The sequence below is a fragment of the Haloarcula marismortui ATCC 43049 genome (assembly GCF_000011085.1).
Classification (GTDB): domain Archaea; phylum Halobacteriota; class Halobacteria; order Halobacteriales; family Haloarculaceae; genus Haloarcula; species Haloarcula marismortui.
In genome coordinates this window covers 15,572-33,303 of record NC_006389.1, presented here as the reverse complement: position 1 = coordinate 33,303, position 17,732 = coordinate 15,572, and the positions used below count along the sequence as shown (strand labels likewise).

Annotated in this window: 21 protein-coding genes and 1 pseudogene; 12 read left to right on the top strand and 10 right to left on the bottom strand. The window is 54.6% G+C overall.

The genetic code is table 11. The features are described from left to right. Positions 1–17 precede the first annotated feature (17 nt). The 4 genes and pseudogenes from RR_RS21160 to RR_RS00175 form a co-directional block, all read right to left on the bottom strand. Positions 18–227 (bottom strand): annotated as a pseudogene (locus RR_RS21160) (ISH6 family transposase); the annotation flags it as partial. 390 nt (positions 228–617) lie between these two features. Beyond that, entirely contained in the window at positions 618–3,206 is a 2,589-nt protein-coding gene (locus RR_RS00185; RefSeq protein WP_011222147.1) for a DEAD/DEAH box helicase family protein, read from the bottom strand. 667 nt (positions 3,207–3,873) lie between these two features. Next, positions 3,874–4,137 (bottom strand): hypothetical protein, encoded by a 264-nt coding sequence (locus tag RR_RS00180; RefSeq protein WP_049938388.1) that lies wholly within the window; start codon positions 4,135–4,137, stop codon positions 3,874–3,876. Then, positions 4,134–4,463 carry a hypothetical protein gene (locus tag RR_RS00175; RefSeq protein WP_049938386.1) on the bottom strand — a complete coding sequence of 110 codons (330 nt, stop codon included), beginning with the start codon at positions 4,461–4,463 and terminating at the stop codon, positions 4,134–4,136. Before RR_RS00175 ends, RR_RS00180 begins: the two co-directional genes overlap by 4 nt. Before the next feature lie 163 nt (positions 4,464–4,626). Here RR_RS00175 and RR_RS23090 point away from each other — a divergent pair, with 163 nt between their 5' ends. Continuing rightward, positions 4,627–4,869 carry a FaeA/PapI family transcriptional regulator gene (locus tag RR_RS23090; RefSeq protein WP_079890952.1) on the top strand — a complete coding sequence of 81 codons (243 nt, stop codon included), beginning with the start codon at positions 4,627–4,629 and terminating at the stop codon, positions 4,867–4,869. Here the strand turns inward: RR_RS23090 and RR_RS00170 are convergent. Next, positions 4,827–5,099 carry a winged helix-turn-helix domain-containing protein gene (locus RR_RS00170; RefSeq protein WP_007190826.1) on the bottom strand — a complete coding sequence of 91 codons (273 nt, stop codon included), beginning with the start codon at positions 5,097–5,099 and terminating at the stop codon, positions 4,827–4,829. The two genes, RR_RS23090 and RR_RS00170, sit on opposite strands and share 43 nt — an antisense overlap. Before the next feature lie 99 nt (positions 5,100–5,198). Between RR_RS00170 and RR_RS00165 the strand changes: the two genes are divergently transcribed. The 10 genes from RR_RS00165 to RR_RS00135 all read left to right on the top strand — a co-directional run bounded on the left by RR_RS00165 (position 5,199) and on the right by RR_RS00135 (position 9,538). Next, positions 5,199–5,558, top strand: coding sequence for a hypothetical protein (locus RR_RS00165; RefSeq protein WP_232508492.1), 360 nt, complete (start codon positions 5,199–5,201; stop codon positions 5,556–5,558). Next, a complete protein-coding gene (locus tag RR_RS21985; protein WP_137440586.1) occupies positions 5,555–5,788 on the top strand; it encodes a hypothetical protein in 234 nt (77 codons plus the stop codon). Before RR_RS00165 ends, RR_RS21985 begins: the two co-directional genes overlap by 4 nt. Beyond that, on the top strand, positions 5,785–6,102 hold the full coding sequence (locus RR_RS00160; RefSeq protein ID WP_011222145.1) for a hypothetical protein: 318 nt from the start codon (positions 5,785–5,787) through the stop codon (positions 6,100–6,102). The genes RR_RS21985 and RR_RS00160 overlap by 4 nt, the downstream gene beginning before the upstream one ends. Continuing rightward, complete coding sequence (locus RR_RS22890) at positions 6,099–6,227, top strand: hypothetical protein (RefSeq protein ID WP_011222144.1); 129 nt, start codon at positions 6,099–6,101, stop codon at positions 6,225–6,227. The genes RR_RS00160 and RR_RS22890 overlap by 4 nt, the downstream gene beginning before the upstream one ends. Next, on the top strand, positions 6,217–6,717 hold the full coding sequence (locus RR_RS22715) for a hypothetical protein (protein ID WP_011222143.1): 501 nt from the start codon (positions 6,217–6,219) through the stop codon (positions 6,715–6,717). The genes RR_RS22890 and RR_RS22715 overlap by 11 nt, the downstream gene beginning before the upstream one ends. Next, the gene (locus RR_RS00150; protein ID WP_011222142.1) at positions 6,718–7,224 is read left to right on the top strand and encodes a hypothetical protein; all 507 of its coding nucleotides are present in this window, start codon (positions 6,718–6,720) and stop codon (positions 7,222–7,224) included. Further along, the gene (locus tag RR_RS00145; RefSeq protein ID WP_011222141.1) at positions 7,221–7,433 is read left to right on the top strand and encodes a hypothetical protein; all 213 of its coding nucleotides are present in this window, start codon (positions 7,221–7,223) and stop codon (positions 7,431–7,433) included. The genes RR_RS00150 and RR_RS00145 overlap by 4 nt, the downstream gene beginning before the upstream one ends. Further along, positions 7,423–7,563: a hypothetical protein gene (locus RR_RS22145; protein WP_011222140.1), complete on the top strand. Its 141-nt coding sequence runs from the start codon at positions 7,423–7,425 to the stop codon at positions 7,561–7,563. Before RR_RS00145 ends, RR_RS22145 begins: the two co-directional genes overlap by 11 nt. Next, positions 7,556–7,834, top strand: coding sequence for a hypothetical protein (locus RR_RS00140; RefSeq protein WP_011222139.1), 279 nt, complete (start codon positions 7,556–7,558; stop codon positions 7,832–7,834). Before RR_RS22145 ends, RR_RS00140 begins: the two co-directional genes overlap by 8 nt. Positions 7,835–8,407: 573 nt before the next feature. Next, a complete protein-coding gene (locus RR_RS00135) occupies positions 8,408–9,538 on the top strand; it encodes a hypothetical protein (protein ID WP_011222138.1) in 1,131 nt (376 codons plus the stop codon). Positions 9,539–9,877: 339 nt separating this feature from the next. Here RR_RS00135 and RR_RS22885 read toward each other — a convergent pair whose 3' ends face one another. The 5 genes from RR_RS22885 to RR_RS00105 form a co-directional block, all read right to left on the bottom strand. Continuing rightward, complete coding sequence (locus RR_RS22885; protein ID WP_011222137.1) at positions 9,878–11,269, bottom strand: archaellin/type IV pilin N-terminal domain-containing protein; 1,392 nt, start codon at positions 11,267–11,269, stop codon at positions 9,878–9,880. A 253-nt stretch (positions 11,270–11,522) separates the two neighbouring features. After that, positions 11,523–12,269, bottom strand: a complete 747-nt coding sequence (locus RR_RS00125) for a homing endonuclease associated repeat-containing protein (protein ID WP_011222136.1) — start codon at positions 12,267–12,269, stop codon at positions 11,523–11,525. Positions 12,270–12,426: 157 nt separating this feature from the next. Then, entirely contained in the window at positions 12,427–13,635 is a 1,209-nt protein-coding gene (locus RR_RS00120; RefSeq protein WP_011222135.1) for an orc1/cdc6 family replication initiation protein, read from the bottom strand. A gap of 875 nt (positions 13,636–14,510) precedes the next feature. Next, the gene (locus tag RR_RS00110; protein ID WP_011222133.1) at positions 14,511–14,816 is read right to left on the bottom strand and encodes a hypothetical protein; all 306 of its coding nucleotides are present in this window, start codon (positions 14,814–14,816) and stop codon (positions 14,511–14,513) included. Between the two features lie 21 nt (positions 14,817–14,837). Then, positions 14,838–15,767, bottom strand: a complete 930-nt coding sequence (locus RR_RS00105; RefSeq protein WP_011222132.1) for a hypothetical protein — start codon at positions 15,765–15,767, stop codon at positions 14,838–14,840. Positions 15,768–16,109: 342 nt separating this feature from the next. Between RR_RS00105 and RR_RS00100 the strand changes: the two genes are divergently transcribed. Further along, positions 16,110–17,135: a tyrosine-type recombinase/integrase gene (locus RR_RS00100; protein WP_011222131.1), complete on the top strand. Its 1,026-nt coding sequence runs from the start codon at positions 16,110–16,112 to the stop codon at positions 17,133–17,135. The last annotated feature ends 597 nt before the right edge of the window (positions 17,136–17,732 follow it).

Here is a 17,732-nt window from a genome sequence, read left to right as displayed (position 1 = left end):
TCGCGTCGCAAAGCGGTCTAGAGTTTGCCTCTGGTGCTCTCAATTGAGAGGTCACAGCTCATTGCTGTTTTGGTCGATCGCTGGAGCAGTTCGTCGAGGAACGATTGGTAGTGCTCTGGATCAGCGTACTTCACCAGCCGAAGCTGGAGTATCGCCTCTAATCCTTCCTTTGTCCAGCGCATCCACTGGTGCTTGCACCGCTTGCTGACTTCGCCCAGAATTTTCTGAGCAGTGAGCGCATTTACTGACCGTCGTATTTGAGTCTCCAAAGCCGACCCCCAATCGATATCTGTACTAACGACTTCTCAGACAAGTCGTTGTCCAGTCAGTACAGGTCAAGGCAGTATCACACCAAGGAGAGACCTCCCCAAATCTTCGCTTGCCAGATACTGAGCACAAATTAGTCAAGGACTGGCCAGTGGGTTGGGCAGACAGAGGAACAACGATACACTACGGCCCCAGACAATACGCCAACCATTACGAGGCCGGGAAGTGCCTATTCAAAGAGATCATAGCCACACTGATGAGAGGAGTTCGACAAGTTCTGTTAGCCACAGTGCACGATGTTTCTATGATTCTACCTAGTTCCAGTTGATATATGCTTTATTGGGCTACTTTCACTCCAGATCTATGAGTGCCCTAATTTCCTGTCCGTCAAGTATTCTCCCGTCGCTCTCCAGAAGTTTCTGGATCCTTCTTGCGCATAACGGAACCTGATTTCGGTCGATTTGGTTTTGCTCTACCGTGGCGAGTATTGCACACTGTTCTGCCATCATGTCAGCAAACGCGACAGATGCGTCACCGTTGAGACAGTGGACACCGTATGTTTCTGCTGATCCTGGAACGTCACGAGTACGACCTGAGCGTGATGACGCTAACAAGGCCGCATCAGCATCGATTTTGCGGGCATTCGTGCGTGCCTGTCTGATGTTATCTGACTTCAGATCCGGTTCACTGTCGACCGTGTCCGGGTTCCAGCCTTTGATTTCGACCGCCAAAATAAACTCTTCCCCATTTTCTGTCTCCCATCGAATTCGAAGATCGTTATCTTGCTTCTCTCGTTGTGGGGTATCTGTTCCGAGTAACTCAAACGCTTCCGAATATGCCGAGGTCAATTCTGAGTGCTCTGCTTTCGCAAATCTACTGCGCCAGTACTCTTTCCATGGGTCTACACTGGTATAATGATCTCTATCGGGAACATTCCCATCCGCCTCGTCGTACCATCGTGTGAAACAGTAGAAGGCTTGCCGCTTCTGCTGTTTTACCCGCATCTCAATACGGGCTTGTTGTGTATCAGTCTCTTCACTGGATTGTATTTGTCGGAGGGCAGCAACTAAAGCCCCACTTTGGGGGTTACGATCAAGAGCTGCATCAACAATCGCGTCTGTACTACGGTTGAGTGTGCCGCTAGTTGATCCAGTATCTGCGGAACCATATACGATAGACTGGAAATCATAAAATGATGAATGATCTGGGTACCCCTGTTCCTCCGCATTCTGAGAGAACCTTTCAAATTGCTTGGCAGCCCTAGTAAAGTTCCCACGTGCAGCGAATAGATTAGCTTCAACCTGCTGAATGGTTCCTGGAGAGAATCCCTCCACATCACTACCAAGAAACAACTTTCGAAGCTGTTCAGGATCCGTTATATAACTACTTCGGAGAGAATCATCTCCATTGAGAAACGCCTCTGCGTCGTCAAGTAGTCCTGTTTCAGTCGGCAGTTCGTACTCCTGTGCAATACCCCGACGGCCGATCAGAAGGTCAGTTAAGACAGCAGGATCTAAAGATTTAACAAAAGCAGTACCTCGTCTCAGTGGGAGGCCATCGGCGAGGAGGAGGTGTATACTCCGATCTTCATCAGATCTATTTAATCGTCCTAAAAGTTGGGACAGGCGCACGGCCAAGCTTGCTTCAGCCACGGCCCCCGACTCCTCAATATCCCCGGCCACAACTTCGTGACCAGATGTTGAATGAGGCAGGTCCAGATGGATAGCAACAGGACAGATTGAAGAGGAAATATCAATCCCAGAAGGTTTGTTAACTAGTACAAGTGCCCGAGGTTCCTCTTGTTCCTGAAGCTCCTGTACACTAATTTCGGATTCGTATTCTATAGGATTTATGTCTTTTTTGTGGAGGCGCTTCATTACCTCTTGAGCTGAATTGTGGGACGCAACAGAGACGAGGACCGAACCGAATCGGTCTGCCCACCGGTTGATGGTGTTAATTTGGCCCTCCGACGGAGGATTGCGATCATACTGATCTCTATACGGAACAACAACCCTAGAGCCCATCTCATCGACTGGTTCGGGGGGTTCGATTTTAGTAACTAATTCGGGAGTTCCAAGTCTTGTCTGTAGAAACTCTTCCGGGTCTCTGATAGAGGTCATTGCAACAAGTTCGGATTCTTCAATATCTCTGTTGGGGCTACGACCGAACGATTGGAAGGGCAGGATGAAAGGTCTCCAAGAGATTGTATTGGCAGTGATGACACAAGGCCAATTCACAAAGTCTGGAGAGGCGTTGAGTCGTTTTTGGAGAAGATACGGCTCCCACCCGTCCGCTTCCGACATTGATTCTACGCTCGACGTAATTGCTTGCTCAACTTCGGTAGTGTCGGGTGGTGGCACTAAAACAGTACCACCTCCTCGATGGATCGGTTGTTGAAGAGATTCAATTTCAGACTCCAGAATCGGATTTTCATCTTTTATTAAATCAATCAGTCGGTCATACTGCCTCCCCCAGTCGTCACGGTGGAGGATGACAGCAGAATGCGTGACATGTTCGCTTGTAAAGGCATGTGCGTCGTCAATAATAAGAGTGTCAGCAGTTGGAACTTCACTACCTAAGAAATATCCCGCGTAAGAAAACACTCCAACCTTGAACCCAATATTATAATCTTGGATGTCGATTTCGCGATCCCCGCTCCCTCCATCACCCTGAGATTCGGCTGATCTACCGGGGATGTGAACAGCATCAACACCGATTGCATCAGACTCCGAGAGTACCTGTCCGACGTGAGCATTGGTCTGGGTAATGTACGCAACAGAGTCCTTTTTATCCAGAATATTAGAAGCATACGCAAGTCCAACTCTCGTTTTTCCTGCCCCTGTTGGGAGAATAAGCGACTTGTAGTCTTCATCAGCTTCCGCAATAGCTCTGACTGCTTGCTGTTGATAAGTCCGAAGATCGTCGTCGCTGAATGCCATGTCAATTAATTCTAAACGAAATTGATAAAGCTTGTACTGCAGTTATCAAGTTCATTTCTTACATTTTCGGATGCAGGGATAGCTACTAACCGATACCAACAGAAGCGTTTAATCAAAACCCATACTCTGCATCTTACAGTGCTATTAGACCCATGTAGACTGATAGAACATTCCATTGTCAATAGGCAAGCCTACTGACCAGCCAATTCGCCATCAATAGTTCTGCAATCAGCACCCTGTTGAACTGTCCTACACCACCCCTCTGACTAACCAACACTGGACCGCCATCACCACCAAGTGTTGGTTAGCGAGCTACCACCCCCGGAAGTACAAGCCACCTTTATTACCCCCTATCACTCGCCGCCAGAGTATCGCCCTGACAGCCACTCAAGCGCCCGAACGACATAGCGGACCCATCTCGATCTTCAAGGGCAAGACCAGTCAAAGACGCTTATTCTCGTACTACTCGCCACCTCCCGGAAGTACAAGGGGGGTTTACATACCAGTCACCCATCAGCCACAGATACATACTCGCGCCGTCGTGGGACCTGCCTCACCAGGCCCCGGCGCGGGGTCGCGAGCTGTCAGGAGTCGTCTCGGAAACCATCGCAACCCATGTCAAATAGCTACGCAAGTCGTCAAAAAGATAGAGGTATCGCTGTCTCGCTCAGGCCGTCGCCACGACGTGTTGATGCTCAGCCTGCGTGGGCGTCGGCTGGAGCGTCAGCCCGGCCAGCGCGAGCTCTCGGAGCACTTCCGGCGGAACGCCCTCGGTCTCTCGCAACACGGCATCAAGCGTCCAAGCGTCGTGTTCCGAGCGGACCGGCGGCGTCGTCTCGACTACGGCGGTCGGCGCGGTCTCCCGCAGCGCTCGGGCGGCACGCCGAACGCGCTGACGGTTCTCGACCGTACAGCGCACGGTCTTACTCATGCATTCCGCCTCCGAGCAAGATCGTCGACGATGGTGCCGCCGACGTGCGGGCCGACGGCCCAGCCGCGTTCGTCCTGCGTGTACTCGCACCACCCTACGAGTGTTTCATATGGCGTGTCGGCGAGTTTGACCTTCTCGGTGCGGGTGTCGCGAGCGACGACGGCCACAGCGAATTCATACGAGTCCCAGTAGTGGGCCGCGCCTTCGCCGTCGACGCCCAAGAACAGCGGGCGGCCTTGCGTGAGCAGTTCGCGGGCGGTACGTTCCTGTGGATTCGGTTCGGTCGTGCCGACAGATTTACTAGTCGGCGAAGCAGACTTACTCATGGTTCTCGACGGAACCGACGCGCCTGCCGTGTTGTGACCACGGTAGGCAACTCGTGTTCTCGAAGACACGAAATCGCCCAGCGGCGCGTCTGTTCCTGTCCAAACGGTTGCGTCTCCGCAACAATAAAACTATTGTCTAGGCGCAATGATTGGGTAACAGAAGATGAGTACCAAAGGCCCCGACCCCAAGGTCACCGACTCCGAGTTGCTTCAGGCCGTAATGAGTACCAACGAACCGTTTGCCACTGCCAAGCAGGTTGCAGAACAAGTTGGACTCTCGTCTTGGAGGGTCCGGCAGCGGATGAGTCAGTTAGCAGGCTCTGGCGATATTCAAAGATCTCAGCTCGGGAATGGGCCGTACATTTACTGGCTCGACGGCTCGTTCAATTCGGAATCGGAGACCTGACGCCTCCCGTCGTCAGTCAACCACCACGCTCTGGTCGACCCGAACTTTCCAGATTCAACGAGGCGTATCTCTTCGAGCTGCTTCATCCGTCGATCAATAGCCTGTCTGCTAAGATCAACGCAGTCTGCGATTTCAGTGGTTCCGAGCGCCGGTTTGTAGGCCAAAGCAAGCACGCGAAGGAGTTCTTCGTCACTGACCTCTTGCTCAGGGCCTGGCTTGTCGCCAGCCATCAATATGTTTCATGTCTGAGGGTACATACTTATAGAAAGTGTCTACCAATCATTGCACCTACGCAAGTATTATGTCCAACGGGCGTCACGTATCCAGATATGCGCGACTCACCGGGTCAGATAGATTCGACGAAAATGGACCACCGGAGCCGTAACTCCGCTGGCCCGGTCGCGCACGGCATTATGACTGAGACAACCAGACCACAAAACGATACCGCACAGGACCGACAGGAGTGTCGCCTCCAAACCGCGAAACGACTCCTCACCGAAGCCGACACCGACGCCGCTGTCATCGAGGACTGCCAGACCGTCCTTTCCCGGCCCGGCTACGACCGCAGCCACAGCCAAGCACGAGTAGACGCCTGCGCAGCCCGACTCGCCCTAGCCCAAGCTGACACCACCAAACGCACGCGCGAAGCCAGACAGGTGCTGGTCGCCGTCAGCGGAGGCTCACAATGAGCACGCACCGCCCAAACCGCCCGGCCTACCTGCAGGGCCACCCGCATCTGGTCGCCCAGCCACCCGAGCCCTCCACAGTCTCGATCACACGCGCTCGCAACGAAGCGCTGTGTACCGAGTGCCGACGCCGGGTCACAGTCAGTGACGGCACCGAGTACGGCCACGCCCGCGGCCTCCGGGTCGACAACACTGTCTGCCCGCATCACTGCCACAACGGAGGTGTCAGATGACGCCCACCGACGACGAGTTCTACGTCATGCCCAAATCCCAGTGGAACGACGGCAAAGTCCACCACCCAGCCCCCGAGGCTACCCGAGAGGATCCGACGCCACTGTGTGATGCCGGCACCGACGACGTCGAAGTGTTCCGTGTCGCCGATGAGACCGACCGCGAGCGCTATGGCCTCTGCAGTGTCTGTGCAGCCAAAGCCAACGACGAGCCCGACCCACGCGGGAATCATGATGAGTCGGGCCGCTCGCCAGCTGATGTCCTCCGCGAGAACGGCTTTGAGCTGCCCGAAGACTCCACGGGAGGGTCAGCATGAGCACCGACCACGGCACCCACGACGGCGGGTGTGTCGCGGACGCCGATATCGAGCAACGGCTGGCCCGGCTTGAACGAATCGTCCTCGACGAAGGCGACGACCAGGAGGGCGACGATGCAGAGTGAGCAGCCAGCGACCGGCACGGAGCTGTGCTGGGACCACGAAGACTGCCCTCGGGACGACTGTGACGGCGGACTCCAGCAACAAGACCGGTTCAACGTGCTGTGTCTGGCTTGCGAGGGCGTCTGGACCTATGTGAAGACATCGACGGCGCACCTGCTTCAGACAGCTGACTGCGAGACCGTCGCGACGAAGCCCATCGCCATGTCCGACGGCGGGCAGTCACCGGGCGACGCCCGCATCGGCGCCGACGTGCCGACGGCGATCCGCCACGGTGGCGCGACCAGACCGGTGCAGAAGCTCGACCGAGAGGGGAACCTCACCGTCTATCGCGGCCACGCCGTCGCCTTCGAGTGCCAGGACTGTGGCAACGTCCAGTGGTTCGCCACCGGCCGGTTCCGATTCATCGCGGACTGTCAGGAGTGTGGGCTGGGCAGCTGCTTCGAGTTCGACTTCGAACTCGCTCGGTCGGCGACGCGGGGAGGTGAGCCGTAGATGGCCGCCATCCTCTACCAGTGCCCGCGCTGCACGCGCCAGATGGCAGAGCCAGAAACGACGGACCCGCGACTCTGTCCGTGCCACCGAGTCGTCGTCGGCCCTGACGGAGATACCGAGCGCCGCTTCGAGGCTGTCGGCACCGTCGCCGAGACTCCCAACGGCTGGGAGTTACTCGGGAACGCAGCCGAAATCCTCCAGCAGGGCTTCGGCGTTCGCTACGAGAACGGGCATCGATACCGGCTCAAAGAGGGCGGGCTCTTCCAAGACTTCGACACCGACGACGTGCCCGTTCCCGGTGAAATCCACGCTGTCGAGGCAACGCCCCATGGGCCGCGATACACGGTTCGACCCGACACGGAGTGGTGGTCCCCGGAGTGGGACGTCGACGACGACGTGCCCGAGGATCACGTCTGGCACTGGGAAATCGTCGAGGTGACCGAACGGACCCGGGCGTCCGCACGACTCGCTGACATCCAGTCTGAGTACGGCGGAGGGCAGCCATGACCCGCCTCGAACTCGTCGAGAAACCCGACACGCCGGAGAGCTTCACCAAGACAATCGAGCACTACGGTGCTGCGATTCCCCGCGAGGGCGAGCTCGTTACCTGGGACACGGACCACTACCGCGTGACAGAGGTCCAGCACCGTATCCAGTTGGGTACTGTCGTCGTTCACCTTCGACCACGCGACCAAGAGGGCGACGATGGCGAGTGAGCCCAACGCCACTGTCGACCGTGTCATCGAGATCGCCGATCTCGTTGCCGACGACGCAGACGCCGACGCCGAAGCAGTGCTGCTCGATGCGCTCGGGCGAGTGCGCAAGCGGGGGGGGACAGATGAGTAGAGCCAGCCAGGGCGCACCGGCCACGCGTCGGGCGCGCGCTGACGACACCGCCGACGTCGGCACGCCTGTGAAGGTTGACCGGCTGGAGGGTGGCTCGTTGCTTGGGATCGTTCGCGAGCGCTACACCTACGAGGAGTACGACGCCCCGCCGCGGGTGCTTGTCGAATCGTCCGAGACGATGGTCAATGTCGCTACTGACCGTGTCAGTATCGCTCGCGGGTCAAACGCCGATGTCGTTCGCAGTCTTGTCGAGGAGGATACCAATGTCTGACGCTCCTAGCGGTTTTAAGTCGCCGCATGTGCAAGTCGCAGGACAGAGAAGACACTACGAGAACACAACTTGCCTGAGAACGGACCGGCGTTCCCAGCTCGAACCCGCGCCAACGGGAATCGCTGGGAACGAACCCACTTTCTGTACCGGTTCTTCTCGGCAGAATGGCTTAAGCGTTACCCACCAGCAGCAGGTATCCTTAGCCATATCTGCCGCCGTCGAGAGGCGGAGGGTGCTCACTACACAGGATATGGAGCATCACGAACGAGAGCGTACGCATAGAGACATGCGGTCAGCACCGTCCACGAACGACCACCCCACGCAGAATTTTATTTTTTCGCTGTGCGGAGGACTGGAGTGTCCCCCGGGGGTCCCCTGGACCCCCGAAGGCGGCCGTCAGGCCGTCTACCCGCACTGCGGTCCGTCGGCAGACGCAACCGCAGGCGGGGTGGGGGTCTGCACCCCCACCCCACCCACACACCAAGAAGGTGTGTGTGGTGTGGGTGTGAACCCCCCCGCACACACCGAGATGGTGTGTGGGTGCGGGTCCGCCCTTCGGGAGGTGCAATCCTGATGCGGGACACCTCCAAGCTGGACTGGATGGTTCCCGCAGACGAGTGGGAGCAGTTCCGTCGCCACATCGAATCCCGATTCGGGGTTGCTGAGGGCTATCTGGGCCGTGAAGCCGAACTCGCGATGGAGCAATATATTGACGCGGACGGCTATGCTCGCGTTGAGACGCTCGTCGACCGCCTCGTCTCAGCCGCCGGCCGCTCTCCGGACCACGCCAGCGAAAAAATAAAATCTGATCTGTCGTCTCAGGAACCGACCCGCATCGGCATCCGTGTCGGGACGCCACTCAAAGAGGAGTTCTGCGCATATGTCGACGAGCACACGGACTACAACTATGGTGTCGCCCTCGCACGCGCATTGAACGTCTATCGCGATGGCGGCCGATCTCGCCGGGTGGAAGACAAGCTCGACCGTGTCGTCGACGACGCCGAATCCATGCTGGGCGAGCTCAATGACGACTCTGATAAGAGTCTCAGCAGCGTCCAGCGCAAGACGATCGCCATCTGCCACGATGTCGGCGAGTCGTTCACTGACGAGGTCCTGAACGAGAGCATCCACAACATCGCCGCCGAGGGACCGAAGGCATCCGACCCAACGCTGGAGAAGTACCGCGACCTCGTGATCGACCGCCTCGACTACGAACGCCACCCGCACAACGAGGAGCTGTGGATCTCTCGCGACCAGGCCGAAGAGATCGCCCCTGACGAAACGCCCGCTGAGTGCCGCCGCTCGGTCGAACTGCTGGATACTGATGAGATGAAGCGCCGTCTCATCTACACTGTCGGCCGCCGCGCAATGGCGACGTCCTCAAAGGACGTGACGCTCCCCGAGCGAGAACTTCGGGAAGCGGTGTTCGACGATGAGATTTCGAGACCAACGATGCATGACGTGATGCAAGCAGCCGCCGAGCACTTCGGAATCGGGACTGGCAAACCAGACAGACAACAGGTGCTGCGCCTGAATCTGACCGAACTCGAAATCGACCACCCCGACATGGCACAGACGATTCGACACTTCGCGAACGCCGACGGCGACTCGAGGCTTGCTGACAGCGGCGAGACGACGCTGGGCTCCTATGGTGGCGGCCAGCAGCCGTCGGCGATGACTGATGGAGGGACTGTCGCGGACTGACTATCCACACTGAACCGCTCTCAGCACGCCAGCGGACACGCCATCTGCCCGGCTGTTAGCCCCAGCCCTGTCGTTCTACGAGCACCAGAAGGTCGAAAGAACCAGTCATATTACGGACACTACTGGAAACAATATCAAAATCACCGACAGCAGTGAAAGCGGTCAAAGTCGAGAGTAGGTACAGCGCGAATTGAAAGCACGTCAACATTCACCCCTGCGGAGTCATGCCACTGGTGAGAGATGAGATAGCAGAACACATGACTGACTAAGAACAACTGCTACAACAGTACGCGAAAAATAAAACCAGAAAACAAAAAGTCGAATCGGTAGCCCGAAGTGTTATACCTGAACGGCGGACTCGCCAGCCAGGGTATTCGGAACGCTGATCCGAATCTCGGTGGTTGCACCGGACTCCGTCGTGACTTCGAGAGTCATCGTTTCGCCGGTTTCGAGTGTCCCTGGGTCAATAACGACTCGGAATCGATCCGAGTCAGTCATCACTGGCAGTGAGTCGTCGTCATCCTGAATTGATTCGACAGCGAAGGTCTGGTCCTCGGTGGCACCGTCATCGCTGTAGGTTAGCGTATTGGTGCCATCCGGACCGATTGTCGTGATCGTGGTCTCTTCCATGTTAATTTGGTCGGCACCGGAACCTTTGATCGCGACAATATTGAGCGTACCAACGCCACCACCGCCGGCGTTGTAATCCTCATTGACCAGCTGAATCTCGTTACCAGGCCCGGTTGCGAAATCTCCGGTCGTAAGACCAGTAAGTCCGGAGGTAACGTCAAGGCTGGTAGCAGACCCGTCGTCGCTTACCGAGAGCTTCAGGGTGCTGCCAGATCCAGCAGTACCACTGAGGTAGTTACTGCCATCCAAGGGATTGTAGGAAATGGAACTCCCACTTTCTTGATTTGTAATGGTAACCTCGCTGTCACCGGTGACTTCAAACAACACCTCGTCTCCAGGGTCAACACTCAGGGTTTCAGCCCCAGCACTAAGAGTTGAACCGCTATCGCTGTCAGAGGTCACCGTGACTGTTTCTCCGTTCCCGATGATCGCTTTACTACTTCCATCGGTAAGTGGAATGTATTTTTCAGTATTTTCACCAGTCGAAAGGGTTGCTGAGACCCCATCGTCGGTGCTATCTGCAGTACCAGTATTGTCTATAGTCACGGACTGCAGTTGCAGTTGACCATTAACTGGATCTTCATATGTCCGAACGAATTTTAGCGTATCACTTCCACTAGCGTCTTTCAGGTCTAGCTTAGAGCTAGTGATTGAGACGCCAGTGTCCTCATTAGTAATCTCGACCTGTGAGCCACTTTCTCTCGTCAATCTGATTTGGTCTCCACCATCTACTGCAAGTTCGTTACCTTGCGGAGAATCAACTAAAATGTATCCGTCATCGTTATTATCGGTGACTTCAGTTGCGGTGACCGTAGACCCAGATTCTATCGCAAACTGATTTCCGGACGGAGACTGGATCGCAATGGTATCAGATGCACCCTGACCGCCCACGATCCCGACTTTTGATGCGACCTGAATCTGGTTTGTTACTTGATCACTCGATTCCTGACCGGTCTGTTCTGCACTGGACTGCAGGAACCCGGCCGTGTTGATGAGCACGCCCGCGGCAATGGCCGCGACTAGCACCATCGCGATGAACACGATGAGGGTGCCAATCCCGACCTGCCCGCGTTCGTTCTCGTTAGCGATTTTCTCGAACATGATGTGTTGTGGGGTAATCTGCCCCTATAGGAAGAAAATCATACTTGTATATAGTACTCCGGGTCAAGTTATCGAGCATGATAACGAGGGTTTCAGACTCACAAGCTGCTATTCTCCGCTCGTATCTGGTCCGGCCACCACGAGTTAATTCGTCCGGTTTCGGGTTAATCGATTCTACTATCTTGGGGCGAGAGTTTAGCTCAGAATTTGAGAATAAAGCGTTTTCAACTATGATAACCAGATTATCTGGTACTCACTCCAAATTAGCGGCCTCCAACGCCGCGCTCCACGAACCGAATCGATTCCTGTACACTGCTCGGCTCGGATAGTCCTCGGCAGCATTCAACTGCTGCACTGACGGCGTTTCACCAAGTTCGGTAGCTAAGTCCCGAAGCAGATCCAGTAATTCGGCTTCAGAGTATGAGCTAGTTTTTCGACCCGAGTCAAAACCCGCCTCCTCAATTGCGCTGGTCCAGGACTCGAATCGTCGCTTATACGTACTTTCGCTGGGCCGGTCATCGGCCTGATGCATTTCATCTTGCGTCGGCGGTCGCCCTAACTCTTCGGCTAATTCTTGAATATGTGTGAGCAATTCGGCGTCAGAGTACCCCTCTGGCTCCGTGTGTGACATAGCGTGATTTGGGTCAAACCCGGCGGCGGTAAGCGCGGCATTCCACGTGTCGAATACCCGACGGTATGGCTTGAAACTCGGGCGATCGTCATCCGCATTCAGATCTTCCAATGTCGGTGGCCGACCTAGCTCGGTTGCAAGCGCCCGGATATGTTCTAACAGTTCTGTCTTGGTGTATGGACCTGATTGGTCGGTTGGTTCTACCCCCGCCTGCTCGACGGCGTCACTCCATGAGTCAAACCGGTGCCGGTATGTACTCCCGCTTGGGCGTCCCTCTGCGGCACTCATTTGATTCACTGAGGGTGTTTCACCGAGTTCTGCTGCCAGCTCTCGGATGTGGGTCAGGAGTTCCTCATCACTGTAGCTCATATAGATACCTCGGGTACCGGTCTACTATGAATCCGATGCAAAAACCGAGGTTGGAGTGTCCATTGCGAGTTGATCACCTACCTCGGCGAACGGCGGGACTCCCTCGCTGAATCAGGTGGGCAGGTCATTAGTTCTGTTTTCGCCACAGTGACATGTGTCAGTTACCGAGGGTAAGAACGATATCTGCGTCCCACAGGAGAGTATATTGGCTGTAGTGTCCTTTGCCCTCACCAGTCCCTCGCCGACTCCCTGCGACTTCTAAGAAGCAGAGTTCGTTGAGTAATTGTCGGGTTCGCTCAGCCGAAAGAGGGTCGGCCCCGCTCCGGTCGCACACTTCAAGATATATTTCACGGACTCGCACAGTCCGGAACCATTCTCGGTCAGGGTGATTCTTAGTGAGGTTCGCGAGCGCGAGTAAGACGTGCTTGCTATGGGGTGGCAGTCCTGATATGAGTTCAAGAAGTCGGTCAACCTCTGCTGAAGCGCGTGCATCAGTAAGGTGTGACTCTTTCACTCGCTCAGCATTCTCTTTGTTTGCCTGATCGCCAGCATACCGAAGAAGACGCATGGCCTTTCGCGCGTCCCCGTGTTCCTTAGCGCTCAGTGCCGCAGCACGAGGAATTACACCGTCATCAAGAACTCCATCTGCGAAGGCATCAGTCCGGTTTTGCAAAATCTCTCGAATCTGATCTGCATCGTATGGTTCAAATATGAACTCATTGTGCCCGAACGAACTCTTTGTTCGTTCGCTCATTTTGTCCCGATAATTGATTTTATTCGATACCGCAATCACTCCGATCGGGACATCAACGCTTCCGTCCTCTCCTGCTCGAGAAAGCGCCATCAGCAGATCATCGTTGTTGAGTTTGTCAACTTCATCCAGAACAATGATTGCAGCATCATAAAACTCGTTGAGCACTGACCAGACTCGCTCAAAATACTCATTTTCAGAAATTCCTCGGGTTGGGAATTTTACCCCACTTTCTGGCGGATTGATAGCGCGCCCGTACTTACTTAGAGCGTCAGAGTTACCCTTTGCCTGCTGGCAGTTGACATATCCAGTAGCAAGTTTCACGCCTCGATTTTCAGCCTCTTCTCGTGCAATCTTAGAGACGTGTTTTGCGACGAGGGATTTACCACACCCTGTTTTTCCGTAGATGATGATAGAGTTCGGTGGCTGACCAACAACAATTGGTCCAATCTCTCCAGCAACCTTCTCAATTTGCTCGTCGCGACCGACAATCCGATTCTCGCTGGGGACATAGTCAATCTGGAGGATCTCTCGCTGCTCAAAAATTTTTCCTCCTTCCTGACTGACGGTATTAAAGACGCTATGAACGGCTTCCGATTCATCGTCACTATCCATTATCAAAAGACAACAGTAGACACGAAATAAGCTTTCGGACCGGGTTATGAGTAATAGCCCTCTAAGCGACACTCTGGCGTCTAACAAGCAGCCTTCTGCCTTACACAAAACTTGGCCCAGTCACACCAGATTTTGAGTAAGGAACTGTATGACACACACACCTAGTTTGGAGTAAGAAACAGATAAAGTGTGACAGGGGAGGACACGTCTAAGACTGTTTCAGTCCATCTAGTAGGACTGTACACATATGCTACACTACATACTAGAATAACTAGACTAGAGAGACACACCTAGTTTGGAATAAGAACAGCTACCGAGGTGCCGTAATGTGGCCTCATAGCCCGCAGTCTTCTATCTTCTTACTCAAAATTTGGTGTGTGTGTCTTGTCCAAACTATTCGAAAGCAGATATGTACCCTATCCTCACTACAAAGCTCTGCATCATCGATATAAACCACATATATGCGAACAGCTACTACCCTCTGATTGCTATTCACTTATGTCTAACATAGCACGGCAGATTCTCAAGATATTGGAAGCCCAAGGAAACGAAATGGCATCAGTGATGTACGTACTTGACCAGCTAGAACAAGCAGAGATTGAATTCTCAATGGCGGAGTTCGATGACGCGGTTGAACAACTCCGCAAAGATGGTGTTGTACGTGTCAAGAACAGCGCAGCACCTCGAAATAACTGGCAGCTCCAACGGCAGTAGGCGCCAGACAACAGTCAGCGCGATATATCAAAGGGCTACTGCCCTGTCCAGCACAGACCACTGCTTCCGCTGTAAGGTCAGAAGGCGGCGACAAAACTGCTCGTTACGGCTGTTTATTTTCTGTATTGTCTTATCCTTAATACTAATCTTAATATTAAGAATTACTCTGTATCTATTTTGAGCTTCCGACGGGCCTTATCGGCAACTTCTGGATGCCGGTTAGCCAGTCGCTCCAACTGGTCGCGGAATTCGTCACCCGGATCGACATCAACATCATTGCTTGCACGAAGCTCGTCGTAGAAGTACTTCATTTCGGGACTAACAGCGAAGCCGATTGTTTTCGATTTCGTGCCGTCGCCACCCATCGCCTTGATGAACCTCTCTGTCGCGTCACTGCTGTCTGTCTCATCTGCTGTCTGTTCCTCTGCAGCGTCGTCAAGTGCGTCGCCAAATGCATTGTCTCCCATGAGTTAACCTTAGTCTTAATATTAAACGTAGCTTTCGAACGTCTCTTCGGTGATGCGGACCTTTCCGGTATCGGCATACTGCTCTGCTCCACCACGAAAGCCGTGGTAGCATTGCTGTCGGACATCTCGGGGTGTGCCGTCGGATCGGTCTACGACTTTCCGAATCGCACCGGCACTGAATGGGTCAGCTGGATAGCCCTCAGTGAACTCTTCGTCCCGAGCCCAGGCTAGCCACCGGCTGATCAGTTCGTCAGTCTCTGCGAACTCAAAGCGCTCCAGCGACCGATGTTTCGCGACTAGTCTGGAGGACAGCGTTTCCCGAAGCTCATCGATACGATCTCCAGCGGTAGGCGTTCCAAATAGGAACAGCAAGAACACTGGTTCAGACTCACCAAGGTCACCGACACTCTGTAAGCCTGCCAGCAGCTGCTCGAACGTGCTCTTTCGACGAGCGGCATCTTCGAGCTGATCCACTTGGATGATGCCACAGCGATTTTGATTTTCCAACTGGCCGGCAACATCTTCGACGACGGATCGGACTTCGTCTGTCGCGTGCGGGTACGACTCTGGGATATCGAGATATTCGTAACGTTGGAGTTCGTCCAAGAGTCGAGTGTAGAAACGTCGCGTTGTGATTGACTCGACTTCTTTGATTCTCGCGATGGCGAATTCCTCGCTTCGAGGCCCGTCCCGAAGCGCGTCGTAGACAAGTTCTCGAAAATGGGTTTTGCCAGCTCCACGTTTGTCAATTACCGAGACGTGGCCTGCCCGATTGATAATGTGGCTGGCTACTTCCTTGAGTAAGTCTTGATTGACGTTAACGGCGATACTTGTGTCAGGTAACGACTCCGCAGCGAACGGAGTTCGCTGTTCAACAAACCCGAGTTGTTTCCCGTAGGCGGCTTGCGCACCCTCCGTTTCGTCAAGCGCCTCAGTGAACGCATCGGTCATTTTACAAGTGGTTTAACATTAGTCTTAGTCTTAAGATTAACTCTTACTGTCGCACACCTGTCTAACGGTGCTGAACGAGTTCCGCATCTTAGTAGAGCCGTCTCCGAATATTAACTAATCTTTCAAATGTCTAATCTATACTGCCTGACGCTGTCTAGAACCAAATCCTATTCGAAAAAATATACAAAATTCCGTATAGCAGTATATCCTTTACCAAAACCGGTGAAGCCAATAACTGCACTATAGAGTGCCTGAAACGGGGATATTCTGGTTTTGTAGATAGGTTTGTATTAGTTTATTAAGCACCAGCAGTTTTAGGCGGGAGGCCGCTGTACGGGAAGCATGGATCGGCTTCCGCCAGCATACGACGCTACTCCCGGGGATGGCGCCCTCGAAGCAGCCATCGAGGAACGGCTGGTAGATATCGACTCTGGACGCTACCGAACAAACGTCGCGAGCGTGCTGCGAAAGTTCGCAACGTGGGCTCGGGACCAGCACGGTATCTCCAGTCCTGAAGACATCGACGACGATCTCTGCCGACAGTATGCTCGCGACCTTGCTCGAGCTGACGACCGGGACGACATCTCACCGGAGACCGCCCGCCGCTACTTCGCGTATGTCCGCTCGTTTCTCACATGGGCTGTCTACGAGGGCCTGATTCCGACGAATCCGGCCAAGACCAACCACGCCGAAGGGCCGCTCCCGACCGATGAGACTGAAACAGACCAGCAGTACTGGACGACACGCGACCGCGACGCTATCTGCGCTACCGCGACGGCTCGCGTCGACAAGGCCGGCGAGAGCGACGACATCGACCGCACGGCGGCCTACCGCGACCAAGCACTCGTCTTCTTGCTCGCGTACTCAGGAGCCCGCAGCGCGGAACTGGTTGCTGTCTCTGATGATGAAGAACGGAATGGTCTGCGGTGGCGACACGTCAACCTCGAAGCCGGCACAATGCAGGTGTTCGGCAAGAACCGTACCCGAGAGTCTGCGCCGATCCTCGACGATGCACTTCGCCCGCTTCGGCGCTGGAAGCAGCTTCGAGAACCCGACGAGAATGAGGCCGTGTTCCCCAGACTCGACAACGCTGCGAAAGCGCTTGATCCCACGCCGTCGATCACCACGCAGTCGGCCCGGAACATCTTGGCAGACCTGTGTGAGTGGTCTGAGTACGAGTTCGAAGACCCGCTGAAGCCACACGGTGCTCGCCGTGGATTGGGACGGGAGATCTATCGCGAGAACCCGCAACTGGCACAGGACGTGCTCCGGCACAAATCCATCGAGACAACCCACGAAGGCTACGCTCAGGAGGCCGCGAAACGGACTCGTGACGAGGCGAACGAGATTATCTCAGACACAGAATAGCTGTTATAGATACAGCAACTCTATTTCTGGCCGTAACAGCCAGTACAGTAGTCCACGTACGCAGAGATTCGTACCGACAGGGAGACTGCAACAACGTTATACGCCACACAAACACAGCTTCATCACATCCCCCCCTGAAGACCCTCCGAGTCAGTGGACAGGCCCAGAATACGTATCAACTGTTGTCGGGGTGCTTGCTACCGGCGCTTTGATACTCTACAGTTCGCTCACGCAGTCCGGTCCGACTGTCGATGAACTCGCATTCGTGATTCTCACAATCACTGTTCCTGCTACCGTCGCTTACGAACTTGCTCGTCGCTTCGGATGAGAGATACACAGGTTACAGCGTAGCCATTTCACACTCTCTGAAAAACCCAATACCCACAGTAATCGATAGTGACTGTCATGAACCTCTATACTTACCACTTTATTTCAGACTTAATGCACTTTTCTGCAGCGTAACTATCATTACCTATTCACGACTGAGCAATTCATGGAGGTAATGGTTCAGCGTGGCCAATGCGGAAATTCCGGGGCAATGTCCACAGTGTGGCTCCATCGACATTCGGGTAGTCAAGGTTGCACCGACTAATCACG

Coding starts and splice junctions, on each gene's coding strand:
- RR_RS00185 (WP_011222147.1), bottom strand. CDS start 3,206: ATGGCATTCAGCGACGACGATCTTCGGACTTATCAACAGCAAGCAGTC.
- RR_RS00180 (WP_049938388.1), bottom strand. CDS start 4,137: ATGAGTAAGACCGTGCGCTGTACGGTCGAGAACCGTCAGCGCGTTCGG.
- RR_RS00175 (WP_049938386.1), bottom strand. CDS start 4,463: ATGAGTAAGTCTGCTTCGCCGACTAGTAAATCTGTCGGCACGACCGAA.
- RR_RS23090 (WP_079890952.1), top strand. CDS start 4,627: ATGAGTACCAAAGGCCCCGACCCCAAGGTCACCGACTCCGAGTTGCTT.
- RR_RS00170 (WP_007190826.1), bottom strand. CDS start 5,099: ATGGCTGGCGACAAGCCAGGCCCTGAGCAAGAGGTCAGTGACGAAGAA.
- RR_RS00165 (WP_232508492.1), top strand. CDS start 5,199: ATGCGCGACTCACCGGGTCAGATAGATTCGACGAAAATGGACCACCGG.
- RR_RS21985 (WP_137440586.1), top strand. CDS start 5,555: ATGAGCACGCACCGCCCAAACCGCCCGGCCTACCTGCAGGGCCACCCG.
- RR_RS00160 (WP_011222145.1), top strand. CDS start 5,785: ATGACGCCCACCGACGACGAGTTCTACGTCATGCCCAAATCCCAGTGG.
- RR_RS22890 (WP_011222144.1), top strand. CDS start 6,099: ATGAGCACCGACCACGGCACCCACGACGGCGGGTGTGTCGCGGACGCC.
- RR_RS22715 (WP_011222143.1), top strand. CDS start 6,217: ATGCAGAGTGAGCAGCCAGCGACCGGCACGGAGCTGTGCTGGGACCAC.
- RR_RS00150 (WP_011222142.1), top strand. CDS start 6,718: ATGGCCGCCATCCTCTACCAGTGCCCGCGCTGCACGCGCCAGATGGCA.
- RR_RS00145 (WP_011222141.1), top strand. CDS start 7,221: ATGACCCGCCTCGAACTCGTCGAGAAACCCGACACGCCGGAGAGCTTC.
- RR_RS22145 (WP_011222140.1), top strand. CDS start 7,423: ATGGCGAGTGAGCCCAACGCCACTGTCGACCGTGTCATCGAGATCGCC.
- RR_RS00140 (WP_011222139.1), top strand. CDS start 7,556: ATGAGTAGAGCCAGCCAGGGCGCACCGGCCACGCGTCGGGCGCGCGCT.
- RR_RS00135 (WP_011222138.1), top strand. CDS start 8,408: ATGCGGGACACCTCCAAGCTGGACTGGATGGTTCCCGCAGACGAGTGG.
- RR_RS22885 (WP_011222137.1), bottom strand. CDS start 11,269: ATGTTCGAGAAAATCGCTAACGAGAACGAACGCGGGCAGGTCGGGATT.
- RR_RS00125 (WP_011222136.1), bottom strand. CDS start 12,269: ATGAGCTACAGTGATGAGGAACTCCTGACCCACATCCGAGAGCTGGCA.
- RR_RS00120 (WP_011222135.1), bottom strand. CDS start 13,635: ATGGATAGTGACGATGAATCGGAAGCCGTTCATAGCGTCTTTAATACC.
- RR_RS00110 (WP_011222133.1), bottom strand. CDS start 14,816: ATGGGAGACAATGCATTTGGCGACGCACTTGACGACGCTGCAGAGGAA.
- RR_RS00105 (WP_011222132.1), bottom strand. CDS start 15,767: ATGACCGATGCGTTCACTGAGGCGCTTGACGAAACGGAGGGTGCGCAA.
- RR_RS00100 (WP_011222131.1), top strand. CDS start 16,110: ATGGATCGGCTTCCGCCAGCATACGACGCTACTCCCGGGGATGGCGCC.